This is a genomic window from Burkholderia sp. AU31652 (assembly GCF_002223155.1).
Taxonomy (GTDB): Bacteria; Pseudomonadota; Gammaproteobacteria; order Burkholderiales; family Burkholderiaceae; genus Burkholderia.
Genome location: NZ_NKFG01000005.1, coordinates 1,367,763 through 1,388,475 on the forward strand (window position 1 = coordinate 1,367,763; position 20,713 = coordinate 1,388,475).

Here is a 20,713-nt window from a genome sequence, read left to right on the forward strand (position 1 = left end):
GTTCAGCTGTCGAATGCGACGACGAGGCGGCGCCACGCGCCATCCTGCGCATCCTGCTCGACGCGCGCGCCGCGCACGGCGACCGAGCCTTGCAGCGACGCGGGCAACAGGATCTCGACGCGGTCGGCCGGGCGTGCGGGGCGGCCGTCCCAGCGCACCGATACGCCGAGCGCGCCCGACGCTTCGCGGCCGGTCTCGATGCGCCACAGCCCGTATTCGCCGTCGCGCCATGCTTCCGTCTCGCCATCGTCCTCGACGCATTCGCCGTACGCGACACCGTCCTCGATGCGCGGCGCAACGAGGAAGCCGCGCGTGTCGGCACGCGCGCCGAAATGCTGTTCCGCGACGTTCAGCGGCAGCACGCGGCCCTCGCGCAGCAGCATCACCGGCGTGTCGAGCGGCGCGGGCAGCGTCACGCTCGCGCCGCCGTTGAACGCTTGCGCGCTCGCGCAGCACAACCAGCGCGCGCCCGACGGCAGATAGACGGTGCGCGCCGTCAGGCCGGGATCGACGACCGGCGCGACGAGCAGCGCGTCGCCGAGCATCATGTCGTCACATTCGTCGTAGCAGCGCGCATCGCCGGGGAAATCGGCGAAGGTCGGCCGCAGCACGGGTTCGTAGCGCGTCGTCGACAGCCACAGCAGGTGATAGAGGTAGGGCAGCAGCCGGTAGCGCTGCTTGATCAGCGACGCGATCTGCGCGGTGATCTCCGGATACATCCACGGTTCGTTGACGGTGCCGTCGTCGTTCCACGAGTGGATGCTGAAGCGCGGCATGAAGAGGCCGAACTGCACCCAGCGCAGCAGCAGTTCCGGCGACGGCGCGGGCCCGGAGAAGCCGCCGATGTCGTGACCGATGTTCGACACGCCCGACAGCGCGAGCCCGAGGCCCATCTTCAGGTTGTAGCGCAGGGTTTCCCACGACGTATAGTTGTCGCCGGACCAGGTCTGCACGTAGCGCTGCATGCCGGCGCCGCCGGAGCGCGACACGAGGAACGGCCGCCGCGCCGGCGCATGCGCGCGCTGCGCGTCGCGCGACGCGCGCATCATCAGCATCGTCTGCAGCACCTTCGCTTCACGCACGGGATACGGCTGGCCGAAACCGTGCGCGATCGCGTCGGGCGACCAGATCTCGTACTCGTTATTGTCGTTCCAGGTCGACTCGATCCCGTATTCGAGCAGCGCCGACGTGACCTGCTCGCGCCACCAGCGATACGCGTCGGGCTGCGTGAAGTCGAGATACGCGCCGACTTCGTCCCAGAACTGCACCCATGCGGGCTCGCCGGACGCCGAGCGGATCAGCAGCCCGCGCCTGGCCGCCTCTTCGAATGCGGGATGGTCGCGCAGCAGGCACGGCTTGATGTTCGCGCACAGGCGGATGCCATGGTCGCGGTAATGCTTCACGAAGCCCTTCGCGTCGGGAAACTTGTCGCGGTTCCAGTTGAACACGTAGCGCTTCGCACCGATCGACGTATAGCCCGACGACAGGTGGAACGAATCGCACAGGATGTCGTGCGTGTCGCATTGCTCGACGAACTGGTTCATCTGCTGCTGCGCGTCCGGCGCATCGGTGTAGCGCATCGTCGAGCCCGAATAGCCGAGCCCCCATTTCGGCGTGCGCGCGGGGCGCCCGGTGAGCCACGTGAAGCGCCGCGCAGCGGCGAGCGGCGTGTCGGGCGACGCGATGAAGTAGTAGTCGAGATCGCCGTGCTCGGCGACGAAATAGCGGTACGGGCCGTGATAGTTGTCGAGCTCGCGGCCCATGTCGAACGCGCAGTCCGACAGCGTGTCGTAGAACAGCCCGAACCCCTGGCACGCTGCGGGCGACCAGGTGATGTAGAACGGAATGTGCTTGTACAGCGGGTCGGTGTGCTTCGCGCTGTAGCCCATCGCGTCGATGTTGCGCATCTCGAAGCGCGCGCCGGTGCGGTCGAGGTCGCCCGCACGTTCGCCGAGACCGAACACCTTGTCGCCGCGCTCGCGGGCGACGTAGTGATACGCGCGATCGTCCCACCAGCCGAAGTTGTACGCCTGCGTCGCACGGTCGGCGAGTGAGACGCGCCAGGTGCCGTCCGCGCCGCGCATCGACCACGTGCAATGGCCGCCTTGCCGGCGCACCGCGAGCCGGATCTGTACGGTCTCGATGCACATGCTCTCATCGTCTTCGACGAGGGTAAAGGAGGGCAGCGCGAAGCCGCTCAAGTCGAGGCGGTCGCGCCCGTCGAGCGGCACGTCGTCGAGGCCCGGCGCGATCGACCACGTGCGCGGGTTGCGCGCCGTCGCGTCGGGCAGCACGCGCACCCGTACGATGTCATCCTCGAGCACGAAGATCTCGACGGTTGCGCCCGCCTCGGACGCGAGCAGCACACGGTTCGCGTGCTGGCCGGCGACGCGGAACACGGGCGGATGAAGAAGCGAAGTCATGAATGCGATTCCTGGTAAGGGCGAAGGTCAGGCGTGCCGGGCGAGCAGGCGTTCCTGCTTCGACTGCCCGCGGATCAGCATCGCGAGCAGCGTGACGCCGATGATGTCGAACAGGCCGAGGCACGCGAACAGCGGCGCATAGCCGATCTTGTCGGCGAGCGCGCCGACCAGCAGCGAGAAGCCGAGCCCGCCGATCCACGCGGCCATTCCGGCGAAGCCGCTCGCGGTGCCGACTTCCTCGGGATCGAACACGTCGGCCGACAGCGTGTTGACGAGTGCGGAGATCATCTGGTGCGCGAAGCCGCCGACGCAGAACAGCGCGATGGCCATGTACGGCGACGCGACGAGCCCGATCATCGCGGGACCGAGCATCAGCACCGCGCCGAGCGCGACGCCGGCAACGCGTGACCACACGAGCGGCAGCTTGAACCGTTTCGCGAGATACGGCGACAGGTAGCCGCCCGCGATGCCGCCGAGGTCGGCCGCGAGAAACGGCATCCACGCGAAGATCGCGATCTGCTTGAGTTCCATGTGGCGCTCGGTCGCGAGATAGAGCGGAATCCAGAAGCTGAAGGTCTGCCACGCGGGCTCGGCGAAGAAGCGCGGCAGCGCGATGGCCCAGAAGCGCCGCGCGGTGACGACGTCGCGAATGCGGCGCTTCGACACGGGCGGCATCGTCGCCTGGCCGTTGCGGATCAGCGCACGTTCCTGCGGCGTGATGCGCGGATGATCGGCCGGCGACCGGTACTGCGCATACCAGAGCGCGGCCCACACGAAGCCGAGCGCGCCGGTGGCCATGAACGCGGCCTGCCAGCCGAACCGCATCGACAGGAACACGACGAGCGGCGGCGCGATCGCGGCGCCGAGCGACGTGCCCGCGTTGAAATAGCCGACCGCGACGGATTTCTCGCGATCGGGAAACCATTCGGCGACCGCCTTCATCCCGGACGGAATCGCGGCGGCTTCGAACAGGCCGAGAAAGCCGCGCAGGATGCCGAGCGACAGCCAGCCCGACGCGAAGCCGTGCGCGACGCCGACGATCGACCACAGCATCGCGAACAGCGCGAACCCGAGCCGTAGCCCGATCAGGTCGACGACGAAGCCGCACACGGGCTGCATGATCGTGTAACCGATCTGGAACGCGCCGACGATGTACGAATATTGCTGCGTCGAGATCGAAAAGACCTGCTTCAGCTCGGGGGCGAGCACCGCGAGGGAGTTCCGTGCGAGGTAGTTGAGGATCGTGCCGAGACATACGAGCACGATGATCCACCAGCGCAATGCCTTGACTGTCTTCACTGCTGTCTCCTGTCAGAGGGGCGGGCGCCCAGCGCCCGCCGATCCGTAAGGGCCATCCGCCCGGGATGGCTTATTCGTTTTATTCGTACGATGTCCGATCTTGATTGGAGCGGGTTATGCCGGCTTATATCGAAAATACGGTATTCGAACGAACATTTTGTCGTCGTCGAGCTGCGACGTTATCTGACGACTGATCATTTTCGAGCATCCTATGTTCGAATTCGAATCCGGTCAACGTGAAAATGCATTCGAACGAACTTGCTCGGGGTTTTCCCGAGGAGCACGGCCACACAGCGTGCTTGGCAACGCACGGCGATCACGCGCGAAGGCCCGTGCGGCGGGGCAGTGCGCGCATCGGGTGAGCGAAAGGCGCGGGGCGCGGCGTGACGAATCCTGATGAAAATTTATTTCTTTTCGAGGCGGGAGTTGTGTAAATTCATTTTCATCATCCTTGCAACAACCCTTCGCATGACGCCTCTCGTTCCGCCCGACGCCAGTCACGACGAACCCGCGATCGCCGAGCGGATTGCGTCGGCGATGCCGTTGATGACGCCGATCCACCGCCGCATGGGCGAGTTCGTGCTCGCGAATCCGTTCCGCGCGGCGACGATGCGCATCGACGAACTCGCGCAGGCCGTGAACGCGTCGATCGCGACCGCGAACCGCTTCGCGAAGGCGCTCGGTTTCGACGGCTATCCGGCGATGCGCGCGGCGCTCGTGCGTGGCTTCGAGGCGACGCTCGGGCCGGTCGAGCGGCTGCGTTCCGCGCAGGAGCAGGAGCCCGGCGTACGCGGCGCCGCGTGGATCGACGCGGTATTCGACCAGGCCGTCGCGAACATCGAGAACACGCGTGCGCAACTGGACGCAGCCGATGTCGAGGCCGCGGTCGAGGCGATCGTCGGCGCGCGGCGCGTGCTGATTCTCGGCGCGGGGTCGAGCGCGTTTCTCACCGGGCTGATGGAGCACGGGTTGTCCGTCTGCCATGACAACGTGCAGTCGCTCGCGTTGCTCGGCGGCCCGTCGCACGCGGCGCGGCGGCTGTACACGGCCGACTCGCGCGATCTCGTGATCGCGCTCGCGTTTCCGCGCTACGTGAAGGACACCATCGAACTGGCCCGCCGCGCGGCGGCGCGCGGTGCGCGCGTGCTGGGCATCTCCGACGGCCCGCAATCGCCGCTTGCGCCGATCGCGTCGCTGAACCTGTACGTCAAGGCCGAGCGGCGCTTCGCGGCGACGTCGGAAGCGGCCGTGCTCGCGATGATCGAGGCGCTGATCGACGCGGTCGCGCTGCGCACGCACCGGTCCGCGAAATCCGCCGCCGAGATGACCGAATTCCTGCTGCCGTGGCTCATCCAGCCGCAAGCGACGCCACCGGCCGCCAACCCTTCTACTCACCGTCCGAAAAAAACATGACTTCACCCGCGATCGTTGCGATTCACGGCGGCGCAGGCACGATCCTGCGCGAGGCGATGGATTCCGACACCGAACGTCAGTACCGTGCCGAACTGACCGCCATCCTGACGGCCGCGCAGCAGGTGCTGGCCGACGGCGGCAGCGCGCTCGACGCCGTCACCGTCGCGGTGCGGATGCTCGAGGATTGCCCGCTGTTCAACGCAGGACGCGGCGCCGTCTATACGGCGGAGGGCAAGCACGAACTCGACGCGGCGGTGATGGACGGCGCGACGCTCGGTGCTGGCGCGATCTGCTGCGCGACGCGCGTGCGCAATCCGGTGCTGGCCGCGCGGCGCGTGATGGAAGCGAGCGAGCACGTGCTGTTCGCCGGTGAGGGCGCCGATGCGTTCGCGGCCGCGCAGGGGCTCGAACTCGCGGAACCGGATTACTTCCACACCGAGGCGCGTCACGCGCAGTGGGTCAAGGCGCGCGCAGCGGCGGGCGCCATGCTCGACCACGACGCGGCGACGTTCACGTTCGGCGCATCACAGCAACTGCAGCAGCCGGCCGAACCGCTCGACCCGGACCGCAAGCACGGCACGGTCGGCGCGGTCGCATGCGACCAGCACGGCCACATCGCGGCGGCGACGTCGACGGGCGGCATTACGAACAAGCAGCCGGGGCGTGTCGGCGATTCGCCGATCATCGGCGCGGGCTGCTATGCGGACGACGCAACTTGCGCGGTGTCGTCGACGGGCACCGGCGAGATGTTCATCCGGCTCGCGACCGCACACGACGTGGCCGCGCAGATCGCGTATCGCGGCGCATCGCTCGCCGATGCCGCGCACGACGTCGTGATGAACAAGCTGCCGCGCCTCGCAGGCCGCGGCGGGATCATCGCGGTCGATGCGCAGGGCAACGTCGCGATGCCGTTCAACACCGAAGGGATGTACCGCGGCTATGCGCGCGTCGGCGAAGCGCCGGTGGTCGGCATCTATCGCGACGACGACACGGCCTGATCCCGGCCCGCACGAGGAGGAGACCCACGATGACTTCGAGCCGTAACCCGTCCGGCCTGGTGCTGCCCGAGCAGCGCGTGGTGGCCGTCGACGACCTGTCGGTCACGTTCCGCCGCGAAGGCGCGACGTTCGACGCGGTACGCAACGTGTCGTTTCACGTCGACCGCGGCGAGACGCTCGCGATCGTCGGTGAATCGGGCTCGGGCAAGTCGGTCACGTCGCTTGCGCTGATGCGGCTCGTCGAGCACGGCGGCGGCGCGATCACGAACGGCCGGATCGCGTTCCGCCGGCGCGGCGGTGCGATTGTCGATCTCGCGCAGGCCAGCGGCGCGACGATGCGCGGCATTCGCGGCGCGGACATCGCGATGATCTTCCAGGAGCCGATGACGTCGCTGAACCCGGTGTTCACGGTCGGCGACCAGATCAGCGAGGCGATCGCGCTGCACCAGTCGAAAAGCCTGTCGGAAGCGCGCGCGGAAACCCTGCGGCTGCTCGAACTCGTGCGCATTCCGGAGGCGCGCCGCGTGTTCGCGCGCTATCCGCACCAGTTGTCGGGCGGGATGCGGCAGCGCGTGATGATCGCGATGGCGCTGTCGTGCCGGCCGTCGCTGCTGATCGCCGACGAGCCGACGACCGCGCTCGACGTGACGATCCAGGCGCAGATCCTGCAACTGGTGCGCGGGCTGCAGGACGAGATGAACATGGGCGTGATCTTCATCACGCACGACATGGGCGTGGTGGCCGAAGTGGCCGACCGCGTGCTCGTGATGTATCGCGGCGAGAAGGTCGAGGAGGGCGAGTCGGATCGCATCTTCGCGGCGCCGGAGCATCGCTACACGCGCGCGTTGCTCGCGGCCGTGCCGAAACTCGGCTCGATGCAGGGCACCGATGCGCCCGAGAAATTCCCGCTGCTGAAGGTGGAGGGCGCGAGCACGGCGGCGCCGGCTGCGTCGCCCGCCCCCGCGGCGAACGACGATGCGCAGCCGCCCGTCGATCAGTCCGCGTCGCCGATCCTGCGCGTGCGCGATCTCGTGACGCGCTTCCCGGTGAAGAGCGGTGTGTTCGGCCGCGTGTCGCAATACGTGCATGCGGTGGAACGGGTGAGCTTCGAGCTGCGCGCGGGCGAGACGCTCGCGCTGGTCGGCGAATCGGGCTGCGGCAAGTCGACCACCGGCCGCTCGCTGCTGCGCCTCGTCGAATCGCAGAGCGGCTCGATCGAGTTCGACGGCCGCGACATCAGTGCGCTGAAAGGCCCGGACCTGCAGGCGCTGCGCCGGAACATCCAGTTCATCTTCCAGGATCCGTTCGCGTCGCTGAACCCGCGCCTGACCGTCGGCTTTTCGATCATGGAGCCGCTGCTCGTGCACGGCGTCGCGAGCGGCCGCGAAGCGCAGGCGCGCGTCGACTGGCTGCTCGACAAGGTCGGCCTGCCGCCCGAGGCCGCGCGCCGCTATCCGCACGAATTCTCGGGCGGCCAGCGCCAGCGGATCGCGATCGCGCGCGCGCTTGCGCTGAACCCGAAGGTCGTGATCGCCGACGAATCGGTGTCGGCGCTCGACGTGTCGGTGCAGGCACAGATCGTCAACCTGATGCTCGACCTGCAGCGCGAGCTCGGCGTCGCGTATCTGTTCATCTCGCACGACATGGCGGTGGTCGAGCGCATCAGCCATCGCGTCGCGGTGATGTACCTCGGCCAGATCGTCGAGATCGGCCCGCGCCGCGCGGTGTTCGAGGCGCCGCAGCACCCGTACACGAAGAAGCTGATGAGCGCGGTGCCGGTGGCCGATCCGGCACGCAGGCATGCGCCGCGCCAGCTGGCGGCCGACGAAATCCCGAGCCCGATCCGCGCGGTCGGCGACGAGCCCGCCGTCGCGCCGCTCGTCGCGGTCGGCCCCGATCATTACGTCGCGACGCATCGCGTCGGCGGCGCGTACTGAAGCAATGCGTCGCCACGGCGATGCGCGAGCGTGCAGGAAGTCGAAACCGAAACGCCCGTGAGGCGTCACCGATTCACCGATAGGAGCCCAGCAACATGACCAAGCAGCATCCGTTCCCGATGTTTCGTCCGCGCGCGTGTTTCGTCGCGCTTGCCGGCGCGTTCGCGCTGTCGGCCGCGGTGCCCGCGTTCGCGCAGCAGACCGCGGTGATGGCGGTGGATTCGACGTTCACGACGATGGACCCGTACGACGCGAACGACACGGTGTCGCAGGCCGTCGTCAAGTCGTTCTACCAGGGGCTGTTCGGCTTCGACAAGGACATGAAGCTCGTCAACGTGCTGGCGACGAGCTACGACGCGAGCCCCGATGCGAAGACGTACACGATCAAGCTGCGCCAGGGCGTCAAGTTCCACGACGGCACCGATTTCAACGCGGCGGCCGTGAAGGCGAACTTCGACCGCGTGACCGATCCGGCGAACCACCTGAAGCGCTACAACATGTTCCGCGTGATCGAGAAGACCGAAGTGGTCGATCCGTACACGGTGAAGATCACGCTGCGCGAGCCGTTCTCGGCGCTGATCAACACGCTCGCGCACCCGTCGGCCGTGATGATCTCGCCGGCCGCGCTGAAGAAGTGGGGCCGCGACATCGCGCTGCATCCGGTCGGCACCGGCCCGTTCGAATTCGTCGAATGGAAGCAGACCGACGACCTGAAGGTGAAGAAGTTCGCCGGCTACTGGAAGAAGGGCTATCCGAAGATCGACGCGATCGACTGGAAGCCGGTGGTCGACAACAACACGCGTGCCGCGCTGATCAAGACGGGCGAAGCCGATTTCGCGTTCCGCATCCCGTTCGAGCAGGCGGTCGACCTGAAGGGCAACCCGAAGGTCGACATCGTGGAGCGGCCGTCGATCGTGCAGCGCTACGTGTCGCTGAACATGCTGCAGAAACCGTTCGACAACCCGAAGGTGCGCCAGGCGCTGAACTACGCGGTGAACAAGGAAGCGCTCGCGAAGGTCGCGTTCTCCGGCTTCGCGACGCCGTCCACCGGCGTGGTGCCGCAGGGCGTCGACTATGCGACGAAGCTGGGCCCGTGGCCGTACGACCCGACGAAGGCGCGCGCGCTGCTGAAGGAGGCAGGCTATCCGAACGGCTTCGAGACGACGCTGTGGTCCGCGTATAACAACTCGACGTCGCAGAAGGCGATCCAGTTCGTGCAGCAGCAGCTCGCGCAGGTCGGCGTGAAGGTGCAGGTGCAGGCGCTGGAGGCCGGCGAGCGGGTCGCGAAGGTCGAGAGCGCGCCCGATCCGGCGAAGGCGCCGGTGCGGATGTACTACATCGGCTGGTCGTCGTCGACGGGTGAGGCGAACTGGGCGATCACGCCGCTGCTCGCCGGTGCGTCGGCGCCGCCGAAGCTCGTCAACACCGCGTACTACAAGAACGACACGGTCGACGGCGATCTGACGAAGGCGCTCGAGACGGTCGATCGCGCGAAGAAGACCGACCTCTACGCCGATGCGCAGAAGCAGATCTGGACCGACGCACCGTGGATCTTCCTCGTGCAGGAGAAGATCGTCTATGCGCGCAGCAAGCGGCTGCAGGGTGCGTACGTGATGCCGGACGGTTCGTTCAACTTCGACGAAATCTCGCTGAAATGACAGTGGTGATGACGGCGGTTCGTCCGCCATGCGGTGCCGGCGGCGCAAGCTGCCGGCACGCTGATTCGATCGGTGCCCCATGCTGAATTTTCTCGTCAAACGCCTGTTCGGCCTGCTGCCCACGCTCGCGATCGTCGCGGTGCTGGTGTTCCTGTTCGTCCACCTGCTGCCGGGCGATCCGGCGCGGCTCGCGGCCGGCCCCGAAGCCGACGACGCGACGATCGCGCTCGTGCGTGCCGATCTCGGGCTCGACCGCCCGCTGCCCGCGCAGTTCGTGAACTTCTTCACGAAGATCGCGCACGGCGACTTCGGCATGTCGACGCGCAGCAAGCGGCCGGTCTCGACCGAGATCGGCGAGCGCTTCATGCCGACGCTGATGCTGACGCTCGTCAGCATGGTGTGGGCGACGGCCTTCGGGATGGCGATCGGCATTGCGTCGGCAGTGTGGCGCAACCGCTGGCCGGATCGCCTCGGCATGACGCTCGCGGTGTCGGGCATCTCGTTTCCCGCGTTCGCGCTCGGCATGCTGCTGATGGAAGTCTTCTCGGTGAAGCTCGGCTGGCTGCCGGTCGTGCCGGACGGTTCGTGGAAGAGCTACGTGCTGCCGTCGCTGACGCTCGGCGCCGCGGTCGCGGCCGTGATGGCGCGCTTCACGCGCGCGTCGTTCGTCGAGGTGCTGAACGAGGATTTCGTGCGCACCGCGCGTGCGAAAGGCGTGCACGAGCCGATGGTGGTGCTCAAGCACTGCCTGCGCAACGCGATGATCCCGGTCGTCACGATGATGGGGCTGCAGTTCGGCTTCCTGCTCGGCGGCTCGATCGTCGTCGAGGTCGTGTTCAACTGGCCGGGGCTCGGCCGCCTGCTCGTCGACGCGGTAACGATGCGCGACTACCCGGTGATCCAGGCGATCGTGTTGCTGTTTTCGCTCGAGTTCATCCTGATCAACCTGACCGTCGACGTACTGTACGCGGTCATCAACCCGACCATCCGGTTCAAGTGAGGCGCGCATGAACGCGACAGTCCAGACCGCGGCGCCGGCCGCACCCGCCGCGATCCGCACGCCGTGGCGCGAATTCTGGCGCAAGTTCCGCAAGCAGACCGTCGCGCTCGTCGCGGGCGGCTTCGTGCTGGCGCTCGTCGTGCTGGCGTTCGTCGGCCCGCACATCGTGCCGTTCGATCCGGAGAACTATTTCGACTACGACGCGCTGAACGCGGGGCCGTCGGCCGTGCACTGGTTCGGCGTCGACTCGCTCGGCCGCGACATCTTCAGCCGGATCATCACGGGCACGCGCATCTCGCTCGCCGCCGGCTTCTTCTCGGTCGCGCTCGGCGCGGTGATCGGCACGTTCTTCGGTCTGCTCGCCGGCTACTACGAAGGCTGGTGGGACCGCATCACGATGCGCGTGGCCGACGTGCTGTTCGCGTTCCCGGGCATCCTGCTCGCGATCGGCGTGGTGGCGATCCTCGGCAACGGGATGGTCAACGTGATCTGCGCGGTCGCGATCTTCAGCATCCCGGCGTTCGCGCGGCTCGTGCGCGGCAACACGCTGATGCTCAAGCACATGACCTACGTCGAGGCCGCGCGCAGCATCGGCGCGTCGGACTGGACGATCATCATGCGGCACATCCTGCCGGGCACCGTGTCGTCGGTCGTCGTCTACTTCACGATGCGGATCGGCACGTCGATCATCACGGCCGCGAGCCTGTCGTTCCTCGGGCTCGGCGCGCAGCCGCCGACGCCGGAGTGGGGCGCGATGCTCAACGAGGCGCGCGCGGACATGGTGACGGCGCCGCACATCGCGATCTTCCCGAGCCTGGCGATCTTCCTGACCGTGCTCGCGTTCAACCTGCTCGGCGACGGGCTGCGCGACGCGCTCGATCCGAAGCTGGAGCGCCGCTGATGCGCGATGCACCGATGTGGACGGCGATGCTGCCGTCCGGGCCGCGCGGCACGATCGCCGACGTGCCCGGCGTGACGGTCGGCCATTGCACGCTCGATGCGGGCAACGTGCAAACGGGCGTGACCGTCGTGAAGCCGCATCCGGGCGACGTGTACCGCAGCAAGGTGCCGGCCGGGGCGGCGGTGATCAACGGCTTCGGCAAGAGCGTCGGGCTCGTGCAGGTCGACGAACTCGGCACGCTCGAGACGCCGATCGCGCTGACCAATACGTTCGGCGTCGGCGCGCTCGCGCAGGCGCAGATTCGCGCGGCGATCGCGGCGAATCCGCAGATCGGCCGCGACTGGTCGACCGTCAACCCGCTCGTGTTCGAGTGCAACGACGGCTATCTGAACGATATCCAGGCGTTCGCGGTCACGCCCGCGCATTACGACGACGCGTGCCGCGCGGCATCGCGTGACGTCGCACGCGGCGCGGTGGGCGCGGGGCGCGGGATGTCGAGCTTCGACCTGAAGGGCGGGATCGGTTCGGCATCGCGCGTCGCCGTCGCGGCCGGGCGGCCCTATACGGTCGGCGCACTCGTGCTCGCGAATTTCGGCCGGCTGCCGATGCTGACGCTCGGCGGCGTGCCGGTCGGGCGCATCGTCGCGCAACGGCGTGCGGCCGGGGCCGCACATGCGGCGCCGCCGGAGCAAGGATCGATCATCCTGTTGCTGGCGACCGACGCGCCGCTCGATGCGCGGCAACTGTCGCGGCTCGCGCGCCGCGCCGGGGCGGGGCTGGCCCGCACGGGCTCGGTCTACGGGCACGGCAGCGGCGACATCGCGCTCGCCTTCTCCACCGCCTACACGATCGCGCACGACGCATCGACCCTCGCGCTGCCGGCCCTCGTCGCCGATGCGGCGCTCGATCCGCTGTTCATGGCCGCGGCCGAAAGCGTCGAGCATGCGATCGCCGACGCGCTGCTGCAGGCCGTGACGGTGGCCGGGCGCGACGGCCACGTGCGGCAATCGCTGCGCGATGCGGTGCCCGATCTCGATCGCCTGTTCAACGAAGGCCACGAAGGACGTCTTACCCAGTCATGAAGATCCTGATTTCGACCGACATCGAAGGCGTCGCCGGCGTATTCGCCATCGAGCAGACGCGCGCCGGCAATCCGGAATACGAGCGCGCGCGCCGCTGGATGACCGCCGAGGCGAACGCGGCGATCGAAGGCGCGTTCATGGGCGGTGCGCAGGCGGTGTGGGTCAACGATTCGCACGGCGGTTTCCGCAACCTGCTGCCCGACGGGCTCGATGCGCGTGCGCGTGTCGTCCTCGGCAAGCCGCGCACGCTCGGAATGATGACGGGCCTCGAGCAGCAGCCCGATCTCGTGTTCATGATCGGCTATCACGCGAAATCGCAGACGCGCGGCGTGCTCGCGCACACGATCAACAGCTTTGCGTTCACGCAGGTATGGCTGAACGGCGTCGAACTCGGCGAAGCCGGGCTGTACGGCGCGCTGGCGCGCGAATACGGCGCGCACGTCGCGCTGGCCACGGGCGACGACGTGTTCGCGGAGGAAACGCGGCCGCTGTTTCCGGATGCGCATTTCGAGACGGTCAAGACGGCCGGCGGCGCGTCGAGCGGCGATACGCTCACGCCCGCCGCGTCATGTGCGCGGATCGCAGCGGCGGCGCGCGAAGCGGTTGCGCACGCACTGTCGGCAGGCGTGCGCGCCGGCGCCCATCGGCCCGCGCCGGCCGCGTGCACGCTGCGCGTGCAGACGGCGGCGCAGGCCGACCTGTTCTGCGTGCTGCCGTCGCTGGAGCGCGTCGATGCGGTGACGCTGCGCTTCGACGGGCCTTCGGTCGAGCATGTGGTGCGCACGCTGAACAGCTTGTCGGCGATGTCGTTCATGCTGCGGTGATGCGCATGACCGCCATGCTCCTTGCGCGCCGCGCGTCGTCAGGGGTTGCCGACGGGGTGCGCCGTCACGGCGAGCAGGAACGCTTCCATCGCGGCGACGAACGCGAGCGGCGTCTCGTTCATCGGGTAGTGGCCTGCATTGCGCAGCACGTCGACGGTGGCGAGCGGATAACGCCGCAGGTAGGTGCGGGCCATCAGTGTCGCGTCGAACGCCGGATCGTGCTCGCCGATCAGCACTTTCACCGGATGGATGCCGGCGATCTCGTCGCCGAAATCCGTATCGGCCCACGCGCGGAAGTACGCGCCGAACGCCGACGACGAAGAACGGGCTGCCGAATACGCCGCTTTCCACTCGACCCAGGATGCGGGCAGCCGGCCGCCGGTGCTGCGATCGATGATGGTCCGGCGATCGGCGACGTGGTCGGCGGCGCGCTCGAATAGCGCACGTTTCTCCGCGTCGAACGGCAGGCCGCCGCACGGCACGGGCGTGATCGGCACCAGCGCGCGCACGCGCCCGGGCGCGATGACGGCGACTTTCTCGGCCGCCATCGCACCCATCGAATGGCCGACGATGCTGAAGGTCGCGAAATCGAGCGTGTCGGCCAGCGCGAGCGCGTCGGCGGCGATCTCGTCGATCGTGTAGTGGCCCGCTGCGTCGCGCATGCGGCCGTAGCCTCGGTAGTCCATGAATACATAGCTGAAGTGCTTGCGCGACAGCCACGCTTCGACGGGTTCGAACGCGTGGGCGTCGCCGAACCAGCCGGGCAGTACAAGAACAGGGTGGGGGCCGTCCCCCACGCGATGAAACGTATTCGGCATGTCCGCTCCGATGCAGTGGTAATCCGGCCGATCAGGCCGACGGGTCTTGCGGCCGTCAGGTCGCGCAAGGGTGGAGCGGATCGTAGATCGCGCGAAGGAGACCCGCCTTCGATATCGGGTCATTGATGATGGAATTCGGGCCGTGAGAAATACGCTGCTAGATCCCTACGAAAACATTCCCCGGAGCGTGGTCGTGACCGCGAATGACTATGCGGCGGGCACGACGTTTCCGGAACACGCGCACGGGCGCGGGCAATTCGCGTTCGCGTCGCGCGGCACGATCAGCGTGTCGACGCCGCACGGACGCTGGCTGGTGCCGCCGCAGCGCGCGTGCTGGGTGCCGGCCGGCGTGCGGCACGAAATGACGATGACCGGGCCGGTCACGATGCTCAACACGTTCGTGTCCGGCGCCGCCGCGCAGGAGGCGGGCCTGCCCGAGCAGTGCGGTGTGTATGGCGTATCGGCGCTGCTGCGGCAACTGATCGACGATGCGATCGACTTGCCGGCCCTGTACGACGTCGACGGGCGCGCGGGCAAGCTGATGGCGCTGCTGGTCGCGGAAATCGCGACGATGCCGCGCCTGTCGCTGCATGCGCCGCTGCCGGCCGACGCACGGCTGGCGAAGGTGTGCCGGCACCTGCTCGCCTCGCCGTCGATCGCGGCCGATCTCGACCAGGTCGCCGCGGACGCGGGCCTGAGCCGCCGCACGTTCACACGGCAGTTCCGTGCGCAGACGGGCGTGAGTTTTGCCGTATGGCGCCAGCAGGTGTGCATGCTCGCGGCGATCGCGCGCCTGAGCGGCGGGCAGCCGGTGACGCGGGTCGCGCTCGATCTCGGGTATGCGAGCGCCAGCGCGTTCACGTCGGCGTTTCGCCGCATTCTGGGTGATACGCCGAGCCGCTATCTGGAGATTCGGCGCTGACCGGAACGAAGTGACGCACGCCACGCCGGTGTGCCGGCCGCCGCCAAAAAATACGCGCCTGCCAACTTCGGTCAGACGCGTTTAAAGGCACTCGGTCAGAAAAAATGCGCGCCCAGCCTGCCGGGCGGTGTCGCGCATGACATGCGTAATTGTTTCCTGTTTCGATTCAATCTCATTGAAGCGTTGCGGATAGCGAAGAATACGCCGCATAACGCGCAAACGATATCGTGTCGGACTGGTGACTTGTGTGCTGTCGCAGCATGCGTTTCAATCGCGCGTTCGATGCAGGGGCAGGAGGCCCGTGGCAAGGCCGTCGGCACCCGCGATATGGCACGCTGCACCGCAGCATCGAATGATGACGACGGACCATGAAAAACGCCGCGTGGCGCGATGCCTGTCGGTATCGCGCCACGCGGCGGTGCGGTAGCGGGCGAAGCCGGCGTGAGCCGGCCCGCGCGTCACACGTCGAAGAACACGGTTTCGTCCGGCCCCTGCATGCGGATGTCGAAGCGGTAGACGACCGGGCGACCCGGCTGCGCGTCGCGTTTCGCGACGAGCGTCGCGCGGCGTTCGGCCGGCACCGCGTTCAGCACGGGGTCGGCTGCGTTTGCGGCGGCTTCGTCGTCGAAGTACACGCGCGTGAATGCATGAGTGAGGATCCCGCGCATCATCACGGTCACGTTGATGTGCGGCGCTTCGCCGGCGGCGAGGCGGCCCGGCTTCACCGTCTCGACGACGAAGCGCTGCTGCGCATCGGTGCCGGTGCCGACCCGCGCGAAGCCCGTGAAGCCGGATTTCGCGATGTCGTCGCGCGACGTGGGGTAGCGGCCCGCGCCGTCCACCTGCGTGAACTCGAGCACCGCGTCGCCGACGACGTTGCCGTCACCGTCGAACACCTGGCCGACCAGCAGCACGTGTTCGCCTTCGGCGTGTGCCGCGGCGATCGTCGGCGTGAACAGGCTCTTCAGGTCGTAGTCGTATTGCTGCGGGCACAGGCCGTACGCGAAGTACGGGCCGACCGTCTGCGAAGGGGTTTGCTTCAGCGTCGTCATGGTTCAGCGCTCCATCGGGGTAGCGTCGCGGCCGCGCAGCACGATGTCGAATTCGTAGCCGAGCGCATAGCCTTCTTCGGTGATGTCCATCGAGAAGCGCGAGATCAGGCGATCGCGTGCGGCCTCGGGCGTGCCCTGGAAGATCGGGTCGTACGCGAGCAGCGGGTCGCCGGGGAAGTACATCTGCGTGACGAGACGCGAGCCGAAGTAATCGCCGAACAGCGAGAAGTGGATGTGATTCGGGCGCCACGCGTTCGGATGGTTGCCCCACGGGTATGCGCCGGGCTTGATCGTCAGGAAGCGGTAGCGGCCTTCGTCGTCGGTCAGGCAACGGCCCGCGCCGAGGAAGTTCGGGTCGAGCGGCGCGTCGTGCTGGTCGACCTTGTGCACGTAGCGGCCGGCCGCGTTCGCCTGCCATACCTCGACGAGCGTGTTGCGCACGGGCTTGCCGCCTTCGTCGAGCACGCGGCCGGTGACGACCATGCGCTCGCCGAGCGGCTCGCCGTTCTTCACGGCGTTCTTCGTCAGGTCATGGTCGAGCGCGCCGAGATCTTCGGCGCCGTAGACGGGCGCGTACTGGTCGCGGAGCTTCTCCTTCAGCGGGATCAGCGGGCGCGTCGGGCCGCGCTTCACGGACGAACGGTACTCGGGGTGGATATAGGCCGGATGCGACGGCCAGTCGCGCGGCGTGAGGATCGTGGGGGAATCCATCGGGGCGTCTCCTGATAGGTCTTTCGCGAAGTGGATGGCACGACTGTAGCCAATCCGGAAAGTTATGCAAAATGACCTTTTTTAGCAAATCGCATAACTGTTCGTTATGTTCGATGCGCCAATGAAAATTCCGCCGGACAGGATGCCTGTCCGGCGGAAAAAGCGATCGGGCTTCGCGTCGTCGGTGACGACCCCGTGCACGGCCCTCCAGCCAGCCCGTCGCCGCTTTTTTGTGTTGTCGTTCTTGTTGTTATCCGGTCTCCCTGAGCGCCTGTTATGACGGGCGGCCGGGATCGAACACGATCCCGTCGAATTCGAGTGACAGGGTGCCGCTGCGCAGCAGTGCGGCCGGCGTCGCATCCCGGTCGGCACCGAGCACGTCGCTCACGTAGCGCGCGCAGAACCCGCGCCGCGTCCGCAGGTTGAAGCGGTTGCCGAGCAGGGCGTCGATCCGTTGTTCGGCGATTGCGTGCACCTGGCGCTGCGCATCGGCGGTCGGCGCCGCGACGCGACGGGCCAGCGCGATGCGTCCGCCGTCGGTACGGGCGACGAAGCGCGACAGCGGCGTGAGCTTCGTCCACGCCAACGCGGATTCGGCGATCACGGGCTCGTCGCCCGACGTGTCGACGACGATGCCGAAGCGATTGGCCCACGCACCCGTCGCGCCTGCCGCGTCGCGCGGCGCATTCGCCGGCACGCGGATGAACACGAGATCCCCGACGTGCGCGCTGGCGGCCAGCGTGCGGACCGTGGCGAGCGGCATCGTGCGATCCGTGTCGCGGGCATCGCGCGGGGCGGGGTGATGCGATTCGTAGGCAGCGGTGTCGGTTCGGGTGGTCATGTCGGCTCCGTCGTTCAGTGACAGCACGGAGCGGATTATGCAGACAAGTATCCGAATGTGTTCATCAGCGAGCGCAGGTAGCCTAATATCTGACCTAGAGCATCACTTTTCGATACCAAAATGACCGAGACTGCCCAACTCATCGACATGCTGAAGCGCCAGCTGAAGGCGCAGGGCATGACCTACCGCGACGTCGCACGTGCGCTCGACGTTTCCGAGACCAGCGTGAAGCGGCTGTTCGCCAGCAGCCGCTTCACGCTGGAGCGCGTCGTGGAGATCGCCCAGCTGCTCGGCTATACGCTGGCCGAGCTCGTGCAGGAGGCGTCCGCATCGGCGCCGAGGCTGCACGTGCTGACCGAGCAGCAGGAGGCGCTGCTCGTGTCCGACGACAAGCTGTTGCTCGTCGCCGTCTGCGCGATCAACTACTGGACGGTGCAGGACATCGTGTCGGCCTATCAGGTGACGAAGGCCGAGTGCGTGAAATACCTGCTGATGCTCGACCGGATGAACGTCGTCGCGCTGTTGCCGGGCGACCGGATTCGCGTGCGCGTCGCGCGCGATTTCGACTGGCTGCCGGGCGGGCCGATCCGCCGTTACTTCCATGCGCACGCGCTCGGCGATTTCCTCGACAGCCGCTTCGACGGCGAAGGCGAGACGATGACGTTCTCGCAGGGGATGCTGACGGAGGCTGCTTCCGCCGAGCTCGAACTGGAATTGCGCCGGCTGCGCAGCAAGGCGGCCGCGCTGCATGCGGAATCGTCGTCGGCACCGCTCGCGCAGAAGCGCGGCACCAGCTTGCTGATCGCGAAGCGGATGTGGGAGCCGGCCGGTTTCCAGGCACTGCGGCGCAACGCGTGACGCGTGACGTCTCGTCGAGCGCTTGGGGCTATCCGGAAAGTTATGCAAAATGGCATTTCATTGTCAATCGCATAACCACCTGTTATGAATAACCGTATCGCGGACGGCCGCGTCAAGTTCCGGCATCTGCAGTGCTTTCTCGCGGTCGCGCAGCTGGGCGGCGTGCAGAAGGCAGCCGAAAGCCTGTCGATCACACAGCCGGCCGTGTCGAAGACGATCGCCGAACTGGAGGCGATCCTCGGCGTGAAGCTGTTCGAGCGCGGCCGGCAGGGCGCGCAGCCGACCCGCGAGGCGCAACTGTTCATGCCGCACGCGAACGCGTGCGTGCTGGCGCTGCGGCAGGGTGTCGGGCTGCTTGCGCGCGAAGGCGGGGCCGCCGCGGCGACGCTGGAAATCGGCATGCTGCCGACCGTCGCGGCATCGCTCGCGCCCGCGTTGATGAAGGCGCTCGCGGAGCGCTGGCCGCGCGTCGTCGTGCGGATCGCGACGGCCGCGAACGCCGATCTGCTCGAGCGCCTGAAGTCCGGCGCGATCGAGTGCGCGATCGGGCGGCTGTCGGAGCCGGAGCGGATGATCGGGCTCGCGTTCGAGCAGTTGTACAACGAGCCGCTCGTTGCCGTCGTGCGCGCCGGGCATCCGCTGCTCTCGAATGCGGCGCCGGCGGCCGAGCTTGCGCGCTATCCGGTCGTGCTGCCGCCGTTCGGCACGCTGATCCGCCAGTCGGCCGAGCAGCTGCTTGGCGCTTGCGGCGTGCCGCCGCTGGATTCGTTCATCGAGGTGCTGTCGGTGTCGGTCGCGCGTGCGCTGGCACTCGAAAACGACGCAGTCTGGTTCGTGCCGCTCTATGCGGCCGAATACGACCTGTCGGCCGGGGCGCTGGCACGCCTGCCGCTGCCGTCGGCGGGCACCGACGAGCCGGTCGGGCTGGTGCTGCGCACCGATGCGCAGCCGTCGCCGGTCGCGCGGACGCTGATCGACGCCGTGCGCGACATCGCGCGGTCGCGGTTCGGCGAGACGCGTGAACGCGGGGCGCCACGCGCGGCGCGCAAGCCGGCTCGTCGCGACGATTGAGCCGGCGGACCGCCCGCCGTTCCCGGCTGCCGGATTGGCCATCCGGTCAGTAGCCGGCTGCGGGGTGCTTGGCATATCGTACCGATTTTGGTACGATTGGTGTCAGGACGATGACGAGACAGCAGATCCAGGTCACGCTCGGCGTGCGGTTCTTCCAGACGGCCCGTGGCAACGAGCCGGTGCGCGAATGGCTGAAGGCGCTCGGGCAAGCGGAGCGAAGGGCGATCGGCGAAGAGATCAAGACCGTTCAACTCGGCTGGCCGCTCGGCATGCCGCTGGTTCGGAAGATGGCGCAGGATCTGTGGGAGATCCGCGTGATGTTGCCGGGGCGGAGCGCCCGCGTGCTGTTTACGGTCGTCGGCGACACGATGGTCCTGCTGCACGGCTTCTTCAAGCAGTCGCGGGCCACGCCGTCGGACGATCTCGATGTCACCGTCGCGCGCCTGAAAGCGCTGATGCGCGCCATCTGAATTCCCCGGTTGCGCCGGAACACGCCGTCTTCGACGGTCAGGCCGCCGGCAACGCCATGCACTGGAGTACCCATGACGACCACGAACAATCCGCATATCGGCAGCGATTTCGATACCTTCCTCGAGGAGGACGGCAATCTCGAGGCGGCCACCGCCACCGCGATCAAGCGCGTGATCGCGTGGCAGATCGGCCAGGAAATGAAGGCGCAGCAGATCACGAAAACCGCGATGGCCGCACGGATGAAAACCAGCCGCGCCGCGCTCAACCGCCTGCTCGACGAAACCGACACGAGCCTCACGCTGGCGACGCTCGCGAGCGCGGCCACCGCGCTCGGCAAACGGCTCAGCTTCGAGCTGGTGCCCGCCTGACGGGCGCGCAGCATCGGCGGCGGCCGAGGCTGCGCCCCTACGCATGATGCACGCGGCGGCGTGGCC

Annotated in this window: 19 protein-coding genes; 13 read left to right on the forward strand and 6 right to left on the reverse strand. The window is 67.7% G+C overall.

What is annotated here, in order from left to right; genetic code table 11:
- Positions 1-2: 2 nt before the first annotated feature.
- Together CFB40_RS23735 and CFB40_RS23740 are read right to left on the reverse strand one after the other, a co-directional pair.
- Positions 3-2,423 carry a glycoside hydrolase family 31 protein gene (locus tag CFB40_RS23735; protein WP_089432552.1) on the reverse strand — a complete coding sequence of 807 codons (2,421 nt, stop codon included), beginning with the start codon at positions 2,421-2,423 and terminating at the stop codon, positions 3-5.
- A gap of 27 nt (positions 2,424-2,450) precedes the next feature.
- Positions 2,451-3,722 carry an MFS transporter gene (locus CFB40_RS23740; protein ID WP_089432553.1) on the reverse strand — a complete coding sequence of 424 codons (1,272 nt, stop codon included), beginning with the start codon at positions 3,720-3,722 and terminating at the stop codon, positions 2,451-2,453.
- Between the two features lie 468 nt (positions 3,723-4,190).
- On the opposite strand from CFB40_RS23740, the gene CFB40_RS23745 reads away from it, so the two are divergent.
- The 8 genes from CFB40_RS23745 to CFB40_RS23780 all read left to right on the forward strand — a co-directional run bounded on the left by CFB40_RS23745 (position 4,191) and on the right by CFB40_RS23780 (position 13,535).
- Positions 4,191-5,135 carry a MurR/RpiR family transcriptional regulator gene (locus CFB40_RS23745; protein WP_089432554.1) on the forward strand — a complete coding sequence of 315 codons (945 nt, stop codon included), beginning with the start codon at positions 4,191-4,193 and terminating at the stop codon, positions 5,133-5,135.
- Positions 5,132-6,133: an isoaspartyl peptidase/L-asparaginase family protein gene (locus CFB40_RS23750; protein WP_089427703.1), complete on the forward strand. Its 1,002-nt coding sequence runs from the start codon at positions 5,132-5,134 to the stop codon at positions 6,131-6,133. Before CFB40_RS23745 ends, CFB40_RS23750 begins: the two co-directional genes overlap by 4 nt.
- A gap of 29 nt (positions 6,134-6,162) precedes the next feature.
- Positions 6,163-8,070, forward strand: coding sequence for a dipeptide ABC transporter ATP-binding protein (locus CFB40_RS23755; protein WP_089432555.1), 1,908 nt, complete (start codon positions 6,163-6,165; stop codon positions 8,068-8,070).
- Positions 8,071-8,165: 95 nt separating this feature from the next.
- Positions 8,166-9,728 carry a glutathione ABC transporter substrate-binding protein GsiB gene (gene gsiB / locus CFB40_RS23760; RefSeq protein ID WP_089432556.1) on the forward strand — a complete coding sequence of 521 codons (1,563 nt, stop codon included), beginning with the start codon at positions 8,166-8,168 and terminating at the stop codon, positions 9,726-9,728.
- A gap of 79 nt (positions 9,729-9,807) precedes the next feature.
- Positions 9,808-10,728 (forward strand): glutathione ABC transporter permease GsiC, encoded by a 921-nt coding sequence (gene gsiC / locus CFB40_RS23765; RefSeq protein ID WP_089427700.1) that lies wholly within the window; start codon positions 9,808-9,810, stop codon positions 10,726-10,728.
- 7 nt (positions 10,729-10,735) lie between these two features.
- Positions 10,736-11,629 (forward strand): glutathione ABC transporter permease GsiD, encoded by an 894-nt coding sequence (gene gsiD / locus CFB40_RS23770; RefSeq protein WP_089427699.1) that lies wholly within the window; start codon positions 10,736-10,738, stop codon positions 11,627-11,629.
- Positions 11,629-12,711 (forward strand): DmpA family aminopeptidase, encoded by a 1,083-nt coding sequence (locus tag CFB40_RS23775; protein WP_089432557.1) that lies wholly within the window; start codon positions 11,629-11,631, stop codon positions 12,709-12,711. Before gsiD ends, CFB40_RS23775 begins: the two co-directional genes overlap by 1 nt.
- Positions 12,708-13,535: a M55 family metallopeptidase gene (locus CFB40_RS23780; RefSeq protein ID WP_089427697.1), complete on the forward strand. Its 828-nt coding sequence runs from the start codon at positions 12,708-12,710 to the stop codon at positions 13,533-13,535. The genes CFB40_RS23775 and CFB40_RS23780 overlap by 4 nt, the downstream gene beginning before the upstream one ends.
- Positions 13,536-13,573: 38 nt before the next feature.
- Here the strand turns inward: CFB40_RS23780 and CFB40_RS23785 are convergent, their stop codons facing one another.
- Positions 13,574-14,353 (reverse strand): alpha/beta fold hydrolase, encoded by a 780-nt coding sequence (locus CFB40_RS23785; RefSeq protein WP_089432558.1) that lies wholly within the window; start codon positions 14,351-14,353, stop codon positions 13,574-13,576.
- Between the two features lie 142 nt (positions 14,354-14,495).
- Between CFB40_RS23785 and CFB40_RS23790 the strand changes: the two genes are divergently transcribed.
- Entirely contained in the window at positions 14,496-15,275 is a 780-nt protein-coding gene (locus CFB40_RS23790; RefSeq protein ID WP_089432559.1) for an AraC family transcriptional regulator, read from the forward strand.
- A 458-nt stretch (positions 15,276-15,733) separates the two neighbouring features.
- Here the strand turns inward: CFB40_RS23790 and pcaG are convergent, their stop codons facing one another.
- The 3 genes from pcaG to CFB40_RS23805 all read right to left on the reverse strand — a co-directional run bounded on the left by pcaG (position 15,734) and on the right by CFB40_RS23805 (position 17,879).
- Positions 15,734-16,327, reverse strand: coding sequence for a protocatechuate 3,4-dioxygenase subunit alpha (gene pcaG / locus CFB40_RS23795; protein ID WP_089432560.1), 594 nt, complete (start codon positions 16,325-16,327; stop codon positions 15,734-15,736).
- Positions 16,328-16,330: 3 nt separating this feature from the next.
- Complete coding sequence (pcaH, locus tag CFB40_RS23800) at positions 16,331-17,038, reverse strand: protocatechuate 3,4-dioxygenase subunit beta (protein ID WP_059683235.1); 708 nt, start codon at positions 17,036-17,038, stop codon at positions 16,331-16,333.
- A 274-nt stretch (positions 17,039-17,312) separates the two neighbouring features.
- Positions 17,313-17,879: a YiiX/YebB-like N1pC/P60 family cysteine hydrolase gene (locus CFB40_RS23805; protein ID WP_089433296.1), complete on the reverse strand. Its 567-nt coding sequence runs from the start codon at positions 17,877-17,879 to the stop codon at positions 17,313-17,315.
- Positions 17,880-17,999: 120 nt separating this feature from the next.
- Between CFB40_RS23805 and CFB40_RS23810 the strand changes: the two genes are divergently transcribed.
- From CFB40_RS23810 to CFB40_RS23825, 4 genes are all read left to right on the forward strand, one after another.
- Positions 18,000-18,737 (forward strand): helix-turn-helix domain-containing protein, encoded by a 738-nt coding sequence (locus tag CFB40_RS23810; protein WP_089432561.1) that lies wholly within the window; start codon positions 18,000-18,002, stop codon positions 18,735-18,737.
- An 84-nt stretch (positions 18,738-18,821) separates the two neighbouring features.
- The gene (gene pcaQ, locus CFB40_RS23815; protein WP_089427691.1) at positions 18,822-19,808 is read left to right on the forward strand and encodes a pca operon transcription factor PcaQ; all 987 of its coding nucleotides are present in this window, start codon (positions 18,822-18,824) and stop codon (positions 19,806-19,808) included.
- A gap of 110 nt (positions 19,809-19,918) precedes the next feature.
- Positions 19,919-20,278, forward strand: a complete 360-nt coding sequence (locus CFB40_RS23820; RefSeq protein ID WP_011355455.1) for a type II toxin-antitoxin system RelE/ParE family toxin — start codon at positions 19,919-19,921, stop codon at positions 20,276-20,278.
- Between the two features lie 72 nt (positions 20,279-20,350).
- A complete protein-coding gene (locus CFB40_RS23825; RefSeq protein ID WP_089427690.1) occupies positions 20,351-20,647 on the forward strand; it encodes an XRE family transcriptional regulator in 297 nt (98 codons plus the stop codon).
- Positions 20,648-20,713 lie beyond the last annotated feature (66 nt).

Excerpts from the sequence above, each read along its gene's own strand:
- CFB40_RS23785 (WP_089432558.1), bottom strand. The coding sequence starts at position 14,353 with ATGCCGAATACGTTTCATCGCGTGGGGGACGGCCCCCACCCTGTTCTT.
- CFB40_RS23750 (WP_089427703.1), top strand. The coding sequence starts at position 5,132 with ATGACTTCACCCGCGATCGTTGCGATTCACGGCGGCGCAGGCACGATC.
- pcaH (WP_059683235.1), bottom strand. The coding sequence starts at position 17,038 with ATGGATTCCCCCACGATCCTCACGCCGCGCGACTGGCCGTCGCATCCG.
- CFB40_RS23825 (WP_089427690.1), top strand. The coding sequence starts at position 20,351 with ATGACGACCACGAACAATCCGCATATCGGCAGCGATTTCGATACCTTC.
- CFB40_RS23805 (WP_089433296.1), bottom strand. The coding sequence starts at position 17,879 with ATGACCACCCGAACCGACACCGCTGCCTACGAATCGCATCACCCCGCC.
- CFB40_RS23775 (WP_089432557.1), top strand. The coding sequence starts at position 11,629 with ATGCGCGATGCACCGATGTGGACGGCGATGCTGCCGTCCGGGCCGCGC.
- CFB40_RS23820 (WP_011355455.1), top strand. The coding sequence starts at position 19,919 with ATGACGAGACAGCAGATCCAGGTCACGCTCGGCGTGCGGTTCTTCCAG.
- CFB40_RS23780 (WP_089427697.1), top strand. The coding sequence starts at position 12,708 with ATGAAGATCCTGATTTCGACCGACATCGAAGGCGTCGCCGGCGTATTC.
- CFB40_RS23810 (WP_089432561.1), top strand. The coding sequence starts at position 18,000 with ATGACCGAGACTGCCCAACTCATCGACATGCTGAAGCGCCAGCTGAAG.
- gsiD (WP_089427699.1), top strand. The coding sequence starts at position 10,736 with ATGAACGCGACAGTCCAGACCGCGGCGCCGGCCGCACCCGCCGCGATC.
- gsiB (WP_089432556.1), top strand. The coding sequence starts at position 8,166 with ATGACCAAGCAGCATCCGTTCCCGATGTTTCGTCCGCGCGCGTGTTTC.
- CFB40_RS23745 (WP_089432554.1), top strand. The coding sequence starts at position 4,191 with ATGACGCCTCTCGTTCCGCCCGACGCCAGTCACGACGAACCCGCGATC.
- pcaQ (WP_089427691.1), top strand. The coding sequence starts at position 18,822 with ATGAATAACCGTATCGCGGACGGCCGCGTCAAGTTCCGGCATCTGCAG.
- CFB40_RS23755 (WP_089432555.1), top strand. The coding sequence starts at position 6,163 with ATGACTTCGAGCCGTAACCCGTCCGGCCTGGTGCTGCCCGAGCAGCGC.
- gsiC (WP_089427700.1), top strand. The coding sequence starts at position 9,808 with ATGCTGAATTTTCTCGTCAAACGCCTGTTCGGCCTGCTGCCCACGCTC.
- CFB40_RS23735 (WP_089432552.1), bottom strand. The coding sequence starts at position 2,423 with ATGACTTCGCTTCTTCATCCGCCCGTGTTCCGCGTCGCCGGCCAGCAC.
- pcaG (WP_089432560.1), bottom strand. The coding sequence starts at position 16,327 with ATGACGACGCTGAAGCAAACCCCTTCGCAGACGGTCGGCCCGTACTTC.